This window comes from Peribacillus sp. NPDC097675, from assembly GCF_050277655.1.
Taxonomy (GTDB): Bacteria; Bacillota; Bacilli; order Bacillales; family DSM-1321; genus Peribacillus.
The window spans coordinates 131,272-144,562 of the sequence record NZ_JBNNSK010000010.1 but is presented as its reverse complement, the minus strand read 5'-3'; the positions used below and the strand labels follow the sequence as shown (position 1 = coordinate 144,562).

8 protein-coding genes are annotated in these 13,291 nt (G+C 39.0%); 5 read left to right on the top strand and 3 right to left on the bottom strand.

Annotation, left to right across the window (positions count from 1 at the left end):
- Positions 1 to 2 precede the first annotated feature (2 nt).
- Positions 3 to 2,207, bottom strand: coding sequence for a PA14 domain-containing protein (locus ACQKL5_RS15810; RefSeq protein WP_427609839.1), 2,205 nt, complete (start codon positions 2,205 to 2,207; stop codon positions 3 to 5).
- 271 nt (positions 2,208 to 2,478) lie between these two features.
- Here ACQKL5_RS15810 and ACQKL5_RS15805 point away from each other — a divergent pair, with 271 nt between their 5' ends.
- From ACQKL5_RS15805 to ACQKL5_RS15785, 5 genes are all read left to right on the top strand, one after another.
- Complete coding sequence (locus ACQKL5_RS15805) at positions 2,479 to 4,620, top strand: S8 family serine peptidase (protein WP_427609838.1); 2,142 nt, start codon at positions 2,479 to 2,481, stop codon at positions 4,618 to 4,620.
- Positions 4,621 to 4,824: 204 nt separating this feature from the next.
- Complete coding sequence (locus ACQKL5_RS15800; RefSeq protein ID WP_427609837.1) at positions 4,825 to 5,880, top strand: LysM peptidoglycan-binding domain-containing protein; 1,056 nt, start codon at positions 4,825 to 4,827, stop codon at positions 5,878 to 5,880.
- Between the two features lie 112 nt (positions 5,881 to 5,992).
- Positions 5,993 to 7,696 (top strand): M14 family zinc carboxypeptidase, encoded by a 1,704-nt coding sequence (locus tag ACQKL5_RS15795; protein WP_427609836.1) that lies wholly within the window; start codon positions 5,993 to 5,995, stop codon positions 7,694 to 7,696.
- 206 nt (positions 7,697 to 7,902) lie between these two features.
- Positions 7,903 to 8,829 (top strand): LCP family protein, encoded by a 927-nt coding sequence (locus ACQKL5_RS15790; RefSeq protein WP_427609835.1) that lies wholly within the window; start codon positions 7,903 to 7,905, stop codon positions 8,827 to 8,829.
- A gap of 420 nt (positions 8,830 to 9,249) precedes the next feature.
- Positions 9,250 to 9,657, top strand: coding sequence for a hypothetical protein (locus ACQKL5_RS15785; RefSeq protein ID WP_427609834.1), 408 nt, complete (start codon positions 9,250 to 9,252; stop codon positions 9,655 to 9,657).
- Positions 9,658 to 9,828: 171 nt separating this feature from the next.
- Here the strand turns inward: ACQKL5_RS15785 and ACQKL5_RS15780 are convergent, their stop codons facing one another.
- Together ACQKL5_RS15780 and secA2 are read right to left on the bottom strand one after the other, a co-directional pair.
- Entirely contained in the window at positions 9,829 to 10,713 is an 885-nt protein-coding gene (locus tag ACQKL5_RS15780; RefSeq protein ID WP_427609833.1) for an accessory Sec system S-layer assembly protein, read from the bottom strand.
- Positions 10,713 to 13,088 (bottom strand): accessory Sec system translocase SecA2, encoded by a 2,376-nt coding sequence (secA2, locus tag ACQKL5_RS15775; protein ID WP_427609832.1) that lies wholly within the window; start codon positions 13,086 to 13,088, stop codon positions 10,713 to 10,715. Before secA2 ends, ACQKL5_RS15780 begins: the two co-directional genes overlap by 1 nt.
- Positions 13,089 to 13,291 lie beyond the last annotated feature (203 nt).

The window sequence follows — 13,291 nt, the reverse complement described above, 5'->3', positions numbered from 1 at the left end:
CGTTATTGATAACTTGGCTCATCATACACGATTGTATAACTATTGAGTAGAGAATAAAGCTCTGCATAGTTTCTTGTCTGCTTCACAGCCCAGCCAATGTCACTGGCATATTGATGGGTTGCATATCCCTTCGCCGCTAACTGCTCTGGATTCCACCTCATTTTATAAAGGGTATCCTGACCTGCGTAAATATAGTTTTCAGCAGCAAATTGCGCGCCTTCTACGATAGCCTTACCTGGAGTTGTCCAGCCTTCATTAAACGCCCTTCTCGCACCGCATTCAATGGCACAGCTATCATACGCACCAATCCCATACATATTGTAGACCTTCTCTTCATAGTCCTTTGCAGTATCCGGCAGTATGACAATCTCTTTTTCCTTATTAGCTGCATAGATGATATTGCCCGTACTATCTGTTTTCGTTTTCACCTTAATTCCATTCGCCAATCTGGAACCCCCTCTACCCGTTTCAAGATTAGCGTGGGAAATAAGGTAAATTTCGTTCACGCCATACTTGAAACCAGCCTGTAGGAAGGAATTTGCTTGATCTTTCAGGATTCCCCGATTATAAAGGATTTTTTGGTTGATTTCATTTTCACTTAAAGCTGAAAAAGTTGATAGTTTAGCAAATTGATAATAAGATTCATCCGTACTTAAGAAGTTCTCCGGATTCATATAATACTTCGTATCGCTTTGGGAGGCACTGACCCATCCCGTCGCAATCTTATAGTATTTCTTTTTATTAATCGTTTTATCATCTTGAATTGTTACCTTCGAATCCTTTGATAACGTGCCTAACTTCCTGGAATCCGTAGTAATGATATTTACCTTTTCCTTCGTTGTCCCGCTCGTCTTGGTAGAGGCCAATTTCACACTGCTTGCAGGGATATAGGCTGCGTACTTTTTATCCGTTTGCGGATTAGTCGACATTTGCTTCGCCAAAGCTGTATCTAATGATACGGCATACCCTGTCTTCGCTGCCCTGGTTATATTCGATTTCTCTTTTAAATCGACCTTAACCTTAGCAAAACCCGTATTATCATAGTACTCCACTTTGATGATGTGAATGCCAGCATCCAGATTCATCTCTATGTTAAAGGGGTGCGTCCCGTTTTTCCACTGGTCTATCATTTTTGTTCCATCCACATAAACCCGCACTCCATCATTAGCACCGCCCGATAGGATATACGTACCCGAGCTTGTCAGATTTGTCCGTTTTTCGTATATCGCCGAAAAATGATTGACCGGAATTCCATTAGCCGGTTTTTTCGTGCCCCAATCATAATCCAGTGTAGAAGCACTCTGATAGACCTTGTTACCAGTCAGGTCCTGCTGATCATATAAGGTCACTGCCCACCTCTCAAGTGGCGTAACATCTTTGGATTCCTTTAGGTTAACAATTAATTGCGCACTTTCACTTTTATTATAGTATTCTACTTTTATTGTATGAGTCCCTTTTTTCAACGTGAGGTTCTTTTCAAAATTACGCGTTCCGTCCTTCCACTCGTTCACTTCCATTGCCCCATCCACATAAATGCGGACACCATCATTAGCTTTCCCCATTAACACATATTTCATGTCTTTATTCACGACTACCTTCTTTTGATAGATGGCCGAATATGTACCTTTTGCTATATCAACAATCGGAGCTTTCGATCCCCAAGAAAACTTTAGATTACTAGCCGTGGTACTTACTGGCGTTCCCGAAAAGTTAGAACTTGGGAAAAACAAACCAGTCCATTTGTCTGTCGGGATGGGGTCCGATACTTTCTTAATGTCCGCATTCAAGTAGGCACTGCCGTTTTGGTCATAATATTGAACTTCAACCTTATGATCTCCCTTTGCCAACATAAGATCTTTGGCAAAAGAGTGCGACCCATCTTTCCAGTAATCTACTTGTTTCTTACCATTTACATAGACTCTGACACCATCATTTGCTTTTCCGGAGATACGATATTTCGCACCCTCTTTAACCGTAAGTGTTTTCGTTAATTTAGCCGAAAACTTGTTGACAGGAATCTTCGCCGCTGGAGATTTAGTGCCCCAGGCAAAATTGATATCGCTTACCGTCTTCATGACAGCCGTTCCTTTGAAGTTAAGTTTTGGATAATAATTTACGCTCCATTTACTACTGCTTGCTTCAGCAGTCGAACCTGGAAATCCTCCACTTGAAAATAACACTAATCCTAAGGTAACTACGCCAACCATTAACCACTTTGTTTTGATAATTAACTCACTCCTAGTTCAATTTTATCGATATAATGTTAATAATATCGTATATATACATAAATTGTTAAGATAAATGAGTAATTTTAGCATAAATAAGGTACTAAAAACCTAGGTTTTTTCGCTCATACAAGGTAATAGCGCACTACTTAATATAATTCCAAGTAGGTAAATACTAGGTTGTGTATTAATGCATGTTACTATTTAGATACTATGAATCTTCTAGAAACAACAATGAGGGGGGAATAATTGAATGAAAAAATTAATTCCATTGCTATTTATACTTGTATTTTGTTTGTTGGACTTGCCACATGCCTATGGTTCTGAAATGAATACGAATTCGCATAATCAGAACGAATTGAATCCTTCAACCAAAAGTCACGAAACAGGACAATTAATTATCCAGTTCAATGGGGAGACAACCTATAATATAAAAAAATCAATTTTACAATCCATACAAGCAAAAGAAATTCAAACCATCCAAAATGGGCATTTCACACTTGTCTCTCTTCATAAGGGAACGGATTTGCAAGAAGCGGCTGCCTCTCTTAAGAAATGGGATGAGGTGGAGTCGGTAGAGCCCAATTATAAAGTGAGAACGAGCTATATCCCTTCGGATTCGGGGTATTCCAAACAATGGTATGCAAAGAAAATCAATATGAATACAGCCTGGGATCTATCAAAAGGAGCACCAGACATTAAAGTGGCCGTCGTTGATGCAGGTATCCAAGCAACTCATCCCGAACTGCAGGGACATATTATTATGCCATTCAACGCCGTCAATGGAAGCAAAAAAACGCTGCCCTCGAATGATCACGGTACACATGTTGCTGGCATTATCGGCGCTTCCCTTAACAGTAAGGGAATTGCAGGGATTGCTCCTGAAGTTAAAATAATGCCCATCAATGTTTTTAGTGGAAAAGAAGCGGATATCTTCACAATCGTTGACGGAATTGATTATGCGGTTAAATCAGGGGCTGACATCATTAATTTAAGCCTGACTATGGAAGATTACACAGAAGTATTGGACTACTCCATACAAAGTGCTTGGAAGAAAGGCATTCTGATCGTTGCTGCGGCTGGAAATGATGATGTGGAGACAGAACAATACCCGGCAGCCTTAAATCATGTTTTGGGTATCAGTGCTACAACAAAACAAGATAAGAAAGCCGATTTTTCAAATTATGGAGCCTATATCGATTTGGCTGCACCTGGGGTTGACATCTATTCCACCATTCCTTGGAATTCATATGAGTTAATGAGCGGGACATCCATGTCTGCACCAGTAGTCAGTGGCATATCCGCGTTGGTGTTATCCAAAAATCCTTTTCTTACTCCTTCAGAAGTAACGGATATCTTACAAACATCAAGCAAGGATCTTGGACCAATAGGCCGGGACGATTTATACGGATATGGCCGTGTTGATGCCCATAACGCATTAACGCACACTCCGGCGCCTTTATCCAAGCTGACTAAGTCCGGCACTACCCTGATAGAAAATGGAAGCAATACTCTTTCTCTATCATTCAAGGCAAAAAAAGGAACGAATATATCCGTTTCTATTCATGATGCCAACAATAAGCCCATCCGAAAACTTGTCACGAATAAAGCTTCTGACGGGAACCTTTTTTCAACGAACTGGGATGGGAAAATGGATAATGGATCCTATGCGCCTGCTGGAAAAGTGAAGTTCACTGTGAAGGTTTCTAATAAGAAACACAGTGTCTCCAAGAGCACTTATGTCAACATTAAAGATGAAGTAACACCTGACCTTGTTTTCAATCTGAAATCGACCCGCTATTCCCCACTTGGAGGATCTCTATTGGAAGTTCCTTTTCACCTGAATAAAAGTGCGGCATTAACGGCAACCATTGTTGACATGGATGGACAGAAAGTAAATACCCTATCAAAAGCAAAGACCTTTAAAGGAGGAAAGAATACTCTTAATTGGGATGGGAAGGACAGCAAAAACAAGCGAGTAAAGGACGGCACTTATTCGCTCAAACTTTCTCTGAATGATACGGCAAAACGTCATGGAAAAAAGAAATCGCTACCGATAGTTGTAGATACTAAGTCACCGCAAGCAACCATGGAGAATTCAAGCACTGTCCTTAAAATGACGGGGACCTCTACAATCAGTACGAAAATGACAATAAATGAAACGGTTGCTTCCACTGTTTCTATTATCGATTCAAAAGGTGACACCGTGAAAAAACTTGAGGAAGCACAAATCTATTCAAAAGGGAGCCATACGGTTAACTGGGACGGTAAGCTATCCAGCAATATTTATGTAATGGAAGGCACCTACCATTTTAAAGGAAAACTGGTAGACAGCGCTGGGAATACGAGCACGATAAAAAGCGCTGCTTTCAATGTAATCGACAAAAGAAGTTGAATGAGACCATATGGGTTTCTCTCTTTTTAGAATCAATCAAATAAAAGTCACAATATAGAAGAAAAATGGAGAAGTACATAGTCACCTTTCAACAAAATAAACCAGTAAAATAAACCCATTTTAACCATGTAACATAAATGTAATATATTTTTTTCCATTTAATTTGTTAGAATAGGGAAAAAGACATGTCAGAGGTGACTACCCATGAAAAAGAGTATCGTTGCATTTTCGACAATTGCCGTTCTTTCTTCGACTTTCGTTTCTCCCGCACTTGCCGATTCATATACAGTAAAAAGCGGTGATACCTTAGGCAAGATTGCCCAAAAGCATAAAACGACCGTGAACGAGTTAAAACTACTTAATAACTTAAAAACAGATATGTTAAAGATCAATCAAAAAATAATAACATCAAAATCCAAAACTACTACTACCAAAACCAAAGCTACAACAGCTTCAGTTTCCGTAGAGCAAACAAAAAACTCCACATATACCATCGCACCCGGAGATACGTTAACTAAAATCGCCAATAAACATAATCTTACACTTGCTGAGTTGAAGAAATTAAATAACCTTACAACGGACATGATTTATGCCGGTAATAAGCTAATCGTATCAAGTTCCAAAACTACCACTACCATCGATTTACCAAACAGCAGTGCCAAACCGGCGAATGTCACGACCCCTAAAGCCGAACCAACTTCGAATACATATATCGTTGTAAAGGGCGACACTCTTTCAAAAATCGCTAAACAAGCTAACATAACAGTAGATAATCTTAAATCATATAATTCATTAAGCTCCGATATGATTAGAGTAGGTCAGAAATTATCCTTGGTTAAATCGGCCAATACAGCTTCTACTGATACCACTCCTGACAAAGTTGTCGTTTCTGATAATAAAGTAGATATACTCGTCGCAGAAGCGAAGAAATTAATCGGCACACCTTATTCATGGGCGGGAGCTTCCCCTTCTGGATTTGACTGCAGTGGATTCATTTACTATACGTTTAAACAAGCAGGTTATGATGTGGCCAGACTATCCTCGTCTACCTATTATGATATGGGCAAAAAAGTGGCTTCACCTAAATCCGGCGATCTCGTTTTCTTTGCTACCGGATCGAGTAAATCCGTCGTCAGTCATATGGGCATCTATTTAGGAAATGGCCAATTCATTCATGCCTCATCAAGCAATGGAATAGAGATTAACGACGTATCCAATTCTTATTACAAAAGCAAACTAGTAGGCTATAGAAGTTTATAATTCCTTTTACCAGACTTCATTTTTGAGAGTCTGGTATTTTTATGTTAAAATAACTATTTTTTCTATATCAATGTGTTAATATGGTTATTATTAACTAAAAAGGTGGCAAAACATGTCTACATTTCGTCTTTTATTACTATCCTTCATCATTCTCTTTGGTACTTTCCTATTCTCAGAATCTACTTCTGCACAATCCATTGTTAACCCTAACCAAACCTATTCCACTACTAAATTGTTAAATGATATAAAAAAATTGGAAAAGTCCTACCCTGGGCTGGTCAAAAAAAAAGTAATCGGGAAATCCGAATACGGACGGAATATTTACGCAGTCTCTCTTGGAAAGGGAGAATCTACAGTCTTCATCCATGGATCGCACCATGCGCGTGAATGGATTACAACCAATCTTACTATGAACATGATCGACAAATATGCAGCAGCCTATAAAAGCAACACCAACATCAACGGCTACAATGTCAAAAAGCTCCTCAACAATACGACGATTTGGTTTGTCCCAATGGTCAACCCGGACGGAGTCACCTTACAACAATCCGGTCTGAAAAACTTCCCGGCAAAGGACCATGCCAAAATCATTAAAATGAATGCAGGTAGCCAGAATTTCAAGCGCTGGAAAGCCAACGCGAAAGGCGTGGATTTAAACCGACAATATAGCCCAAACTGGAATTCCCTTGGCGGACCTAAGAGCCCCTATTATAAAAATTACAATGGACCAAAGGTGGCCTCGGCATCCGAAACGAAAGCTGTACTTTCATTCGTAGATAAGATCGATCCGGAAATGGCGATCGCCTATCACTCTAGCGGACAAATCATTTTCTGGAAGTATCAACAAACAGGAAGCCGCTATGCCCAGGACGCTAAGTATGCAGGTAAGCTGAGTACAATAACTGGTTATAGTTTGGTCAAATCGAAATCGTTCGGTGGAGGCTTCAGTGACTGGTTCTCTAATGTAGAAAAGAAACCAGCATTCACTATAGAGGTGTCTCCAGCGGTTGGTGAAACCCATGTACCTCTTAAGAATTACGCTAAGATTTGGAGTCAAAACGCAAGTATCGGACTATATACAGCACAAGAAGGTTTCAAGCTATTTGATACCCGCAATACTATAGCTAGTGATAAAGTGACCAAGCAAATACAAACATACACTAAGACAGCGTCCAAACTGAAAAACTATTACTCTACCGACATTAAATCTCAAAGTAAATTAAAAGTGACCAGTGCACATAAGTCCCTGTACGACAAAACAAATAAAGAGATAAAAAAACAAGAGAAGGCTATCGCCAAGCTTCCAGCTGGATACCGCACAAAGCCTAATGCAGCCTTAAAAACGACTAAATCATATCGTGATAACTCTCTGGCCTACCTAAATGCAATTCAAGCTGGAGATGACCTTGCTAAGGTAAACAAAAAATTAACGGATTACGCAATTGCAGGAACGCTGAATAATTCAACGCTCACAACGTATGAGAAAGTATCAAAAAAGATAACAACTGCCGAAAGTCAAATTAAAAAAATGGAAAGCAATAAGGTTCAAAAGCTGGCCATAGCCAAATATGTAGCTCCAGCCACAAAAAGCAAAAAAGATATCGGGTACGAACTTGCAAGATATGAATTATTAGTAGAAATGGAAGAGCAATTAAACAAAGGTGACTACGATAAAGTCAAAGAAAACATTACGAAATATGAGAAATTGCATTCTACGTATTTCTACAAAAAAACGGAGACCACTTTGGCTAGCATGCTACAAGCGATTGAAGATGAACTACTACTGTTAAAACCGGAAGAAGGCGCAGCTTCATAAGTAAAAGTCCATTACCTAAATAGCGAAGGAAATCTTGTTGTCTAGATCCCCTTCGCTATTTTGGGTAAACTAGGTAATAATTATCTACTTGTACAAAAAGTTACTATTCATTTTTCAGTAAAAAAAAGGTATATTAGACATACCAGCTAGGTCTTTTATCATATCTTTCCATCTTAGTGAGTGGATCGGTACAAGGAGGAGTAAACATGAGATCCGATCGTAAAAAAAAGCAAAAGAAACGTAAATCATTAAAAATATTCGGGTTAATCCTTCTTATCCTTTTCATCGGTGGTGGTGCTTATGCAGCATCAGTATACCAATCCTTGATAGGGGCGGTTAACACCATGAAGGGAACAGAGCATAAAACGGATAAACGCATTGAAGATATAACATTTAAAAAACAGGATCCCTTTTCATTACTCATACTTGGGGTAGATGAAAGGAAAAATGATAGCGGACGTTCGGATACAATGATTGTTATGACAGTGAACCCTAAATTGGGATCCATTCAAATGTTAAGCCTCCCTCGTGATACACGTACGGAAATCATCGGAAGAGGCACGACAGAGAAAATGAATCATGCCTATGCGTATGGCGGCATCACCATGGCCATTAACACCGTTGAATCCTATTTGGATATACCGATTGATTATTATGTCAAGATGAATATGCAAGGTTTTCAGGACATAGTCAATTCTGTAGGTGGCATCACAGTCAATAATGATATGAACCTCGTCTATAAAAAGTATAGCTTTGCAAAGGGAAATATTGATTTGAATGGAAAAGAAGCGTTAATTTATTCACGGATTCGCAAGGAAGACCCACGTGGTGATTATGGACGGCAAATGAGGCAGCGACAAGTTATCCAAGCCGTCATCAAAAAAGGCGCAAGTTTGTCCACACTGACCAATTACGATGATATCCTTGACGCAATCGGCAAAAACGTAGAGACCAATTTGACCTTTAATGAAATGTTAAGCATTCAAAAAAACTATAAATCTTCTCTCAATAAAATAGAACAATTCACTCTTGCAGGTGACGATCAACGAATCGATGGTCTTTGGTATAATATCGTTTCCGACGAAACAAAACTAGAAGCTCAAAACCGCATAAAAACACATCTTGGAATTTAATCATAAAAAGGGCTGAACTTTACCAGTTCGCCCTTTTCATTCATTTCATCTTAGATTCTTAATCCCTTTCATTCTTATTAATCAATCGTTTGATTAACATCTTATCCACTGCAATCGGAGTCACTCAATCCATTTACTATCTGGAAACTATCTTCCTCTTTCTTATATAAAGGGAACAGATTTTTATTCCGTATAAATCTCTAAAGTTTTTTAACTCCCATGAAAAACCACCAAAATTCTATAAAATTATTCATGCTTTACTATATTAAAGAATTTAATAGAGACATATTAGAAGTTCTTCCTAATTGTTATTTTACCAATTAGGAAAAGATAGGTATAATAAGAAATGATTGAATTATTAGAAGCATATTTATAGTATTGGTATAACATTGAACTTTCACTGGAGGGAACAAGTAATAAATGACTAATCAAAAAGAAACGAATAATCTTTCACAGAAATTGCAGGAGAATCCTCCTAAAATTATTGGCGGTTACAAAAAACAAGGGTGGGCTGTAAAAACTTTAGAGAAAACGACTAATCCTGATTTCGAAGAAGAAGAAAATAATCTGATTACTGCTAAATCCGTATTGAAGGCAAGTGATGAGACCTACTATCCGGCATTCTTGACGTTGAATATGGCAAATAACGGCCAAGTTATAGGTGCTTATCTTATCTCCGAGACTGAAGAAGAGTTCGAATTAATTCCTTTTGAATTAGCCCTTCCTTATACTGGGAAAGAAGAAAGCGAACTTCTACCCTTTACTTATCGTACCCTCGTTCAAATTGATGGAGATCAAAGTCAAAAAAATTGGCCTGATTTTTCTTAATCCCTAAAAAAACATCTCTATAAAACTCATATAAAGTAAGTAAACCCTAAACAGGACACTCTCCATGAGAGTATCCTATTTCGGTTTTTTATTATGAAGTAAAAGAAATGACCCCACTATCATAGCGGAGTCATTCAAAAACTTTCAATCAAGTCCTATATTCCGGATACGTCAGACAGAGCTTGGTGGATATACTTTCCAATGGGATAAATCAGGATTCTTCATTTTCACAAGTTCTCCTGGGAAAATGAAGGTCCATGGCTTACTTGTATTCGCCTTCACTTCAAAATCATCGAGAGAGAACCCACCTTGACAAACTTGAACTCCATTGCCATCCTCTACAACCAGAGGAAGCTTCTCAATCTTAATTTTTTTATCGCTACCATTTCGGATCAACACCGTTACAGCCAACTGTTCGTTATCCTTGAACTTAGCCTCCAGACCCATGAAGTTCACTTCGCCCTCGTTAAGCTTTGGAAGTCCTGCAACTAGTTTTCTCAAGTTCTCTTGTTGAGCCTCTGGGAGCTGTTCTTTCCAAAGGGGGGCCAAGTCTAGCTCATGCTCTATCTTCTGATTCTTCAGCTCAAAGGCGATTTTCCACCCTTCATCAGGGATAGCCATATCAAGGATGTCATGCTCTTCAAATAGGAAACGCCAAGGTACACTGGAAAGCGCAGGAATCTCTCCCATTGATGATAGATCGAACGTCTTCCTAGCCATGACTTTTCCATCATCATCTAGCAATAGTAAATCAATGACTTCGAAGCTTACAGCTCGCTCTAATGTATTACGTAGAAAAGCCAAGATGACTACATCATCTTCTACCCTTGTTAGCTTCACACCAGAAATAGAAATCTGATTTGGTTTTAATGAAGGGAGCTGTTCGTGATGAAATTTAAAAACATACTCTTCCTGTTTGGAAGATTCCCAATCCTCATGAAATACCAAAGAAGTATATACCGCATCTTTCTCAGTTGAGATTGCCTCTTCAGCTGATGCTGTATTAATTGTTTCTTCCAGTATTTTCACTTTGTCTTTTTTCCCGAATAAACCCATTAATGACTCTCCTCCATTTCATCCTCATCCTGCGAACTTTTTACATATTCCATAAAGTGAATACTAATCTCTGATTGAATTTTATTTAATAGATTATTGAACTGGCTCAGTGCTTCTTTGTCAAACAACATATAAGGATCTTGTTGGCCATAACCACTTAACCCAATCCCTTCCTTCACCCTGTTCATCTCGTCTAGATGACTCATCCAGTTCGTGTCGATCTGTTGTAACATGTAGGCACGTAATTGGTTCCCCCACTCAGCATCTTCCTGTAACGTTAACAATATAGGTTCCATCTCAGCAAGTGCAGCAAGTGCTTTCTCTTCTATTTCAGAACCATTTACATTCTGTAAATCGCTTTCCTGCCAATCTAATGATAAGATCACAAGCGAAAGTTCATCAATAACAGCTTGGACATCCGGTTCTTCTATCTCTGGGGAATAATGCACCCTGACAATTTGGTTGATATAATTTTGGATATATTCCTTTAAGACCGTGAACATCTGATCAGGTTTCATATCTAGAATCCGATCTCTCATCGAATAGATAATCTGACTTTGCTCATTCAAAGGATGCTCCAATTTCAATAAATGGGTACGGCTTGATTGATGAATTTGCTCAATCGTTTCCTGGACCATTTTCACAAATTTCTCCGGAGAAGGGCTTAATACCAATCCAGTGTCATCCGTCTTGACCTTCTTCATATATTTTTCAGTTTCTTCTTCGTCATAGTAGGAAAACAGATCATCTTCCAAGGAGATAATAAATTGGGTAGAACCCGGATCCCCTTGGCGTCCTGAACGTCCCCGTAACTGCATATCTATTCGATTGCTTTCATGACGCTCTGTTCCAATGATTTGGAGTCCTCCCAATTCCTTCACATCGTCATCCAGCAAGATATCCGTTCCTCTTCCTGCCATGTTAGTCGCAATCATTACCTGTCCTTTTTGCCCAGCCTTGGTGATAATCTTCGCCTCATCCGCTTCCGTCTTCGCATTAAGAATTTGATGGCAAATTTTTTCCTTCTCCAAATAGACGGAAAGCTTCTCCGATTGCTCTATCGAAGTCGTCCCGATCAGAATAGGTCTACCTTCCGCATGAATCCGTTTTATTTCTGCAACAATTTTTTTATGTTTGCTTACTTCATCTTTAAAGATTAAATCCGGTTCGTCGACACGCCGTATTGGTTTATTAGTCGGTATTTCGATTACAGGCAGTTGATACGTTTCCCAAAATTCCCCTTTTGAAGGCATGGCGCTCCCTGTCATTCCTGAAAGCGAGTCATATAAACGGAAGTAGTTTTGAATCGTAATCGTTGCTTGCGTTTCATTCTCTGCTGAAATCTCCAAGCCCTCTTTCGCCTCGATTGCTTGATGCAGCCCTTCACTAAAGCTACGGCCTTCCATCACCCTGCCTGTGAACTTATCTATTAAGGAAATCTCTCCATCCTTGACGATATAATCTACATCCAATTTCAAAACGGCATGCGCTTTAAGCGCTTGCGTTACATTGTGTAAAAGGTCCTGATGCTCTAAATCATACAAGTTATCGACACCAAATGCCCTTTCGATTTTGGATGCACCTTCATCAGTAAGGAAGGTAGCCTTCGATTCGTTGGAAATCTCGTAATCTACCTCTTCTTTGAAAGTCTTCATGATTTGCGCCGTGATATGGAACAACTCAGCGCCCTCGCTTGATTGTCCGGCAATAATTAAAGGGGTCCTAGCTTCATCAATTAAAATACTGTCAACCTCGTCGACAATCGCAAAATGATGACCTCTTTGCACCTTTTCCTCTTTTCGGAAAACCATATTGTCACGTAAGTAATCGAAACCGAATTCCGTTCCCGTTCCATACGTAATATCGGCTGCATAAGCTTCCCGTTTATCGCTTGGAAGCATTTGAGAAATATTCAAACCGACTGTCATGCCCAAAAACTCATGGACCTCGCCCATCAGACCTTTATCCCGGCTTGCTAGATATTCATTTGCCGTGATGATATGGACACCTTTTCCTTCCAATGCATGCAAATAACTTGGTAAGGTGGCTACAAGTGTCTTTCCCTCACCGGTATTCATTTGGGCAATGGCCCCTTCATTCAGGACAAAGCCACCTATAAGCTGAACGTCATAGGGTCTAAGACCCAGCACACGTTTGGACGCTTCCCTTACCACAGCAAAGGCCTCCGCTTGTATGTCCATCAAGGTCTTTCCAGATGATAGTAAATCCTTGAAGTGGTCTTTCATTCCTCTTAATTCTTGATCTGAAAATTTTTCATATTTATTCTCTAATTCATTCACATTATCTACAAGCTTATAAATACGCTTTAAGTCTTTAGAACTCTCATTAAAGAACTTTTTCATACTAGTTAGCATGGGGTTCTCTCTCCTATAATTTCAATTAAACACTATAGAAATTATATCATATATAGTTATAAACTGGTGTGCTAACAATAATTACCTATATAAAGCAATTAATAGAATTAAGAGATGAAATAACCCTTTATTATACACAAATTTACTTTTTGTAACATAAATGTAATGTAATATGTCGTTTATTGTAACAAGACTATAATACT

What these genes read in the sequence shown, in the direction of transcription:
- ACQKL5_RS15810 (WP_427609839.1), bottom strand. Translation starts at nt 2,207, where the DNA reads ATGGTTGGCGTAGTTACCTTAGGATTAGTGTTATTTTCAAGTGGAGGA.
- ACQKL5_RS15805 (WP_427609838.1), top strand. Translation starts at nt 2,479, where the DNA reads ATGAAAAAATTAATTCCATTGCTATTTATACTTGTATTTTGTTTGTTG.
- ACQKL5_RS15800 (WP_427609837.1), top strand. Translation starts at nt 4,825, where the DNA reads ATGAAAAAGAGTATCGTTGCATTTTCGACAATTGCCGTTCTTTCTTCG.
- ACQKL5_RS15795 (WP_427609836.1), top strand. Translation starts at nt 5,993, where the DNA reads ATGTCTACATTTCGTCTTTTATTACTATCCTTCATCATTCTCTTTGGT.
- ACQKL5_RS15790 (WP_427609835.1), top strand. Translation starts at nt 7,903, where the DNA reads ATGAGATCCGATCGTAAAAAAAAGCAAAAGAAACGTAAATCATTAAAA.
- ACQKL5_RS15785 (WP_427609834.1), top strand. Translation starts at nt 9,250, where the DNA reads ATGACTAATCAAAAAGAAACGAATAATCTTTCACAGAAATTGCAGGAG.
- ACQKL5_RS15780 (WP_427609833.1), bottom strand. Translation starts at nt 10,713, where the DNA reads ATGGGTTTATTCGGGAAAAAAGACAAAGTGAAAATACTGGAAGAAACA.
- secA2 (WP_427609832.1), bottom strand. Translation starts at nt 13,088, where the DNA reads ATGCTAACTAGTATGAAAAAGTTCTTTAATGAGAGTTCTAAAGACTTA.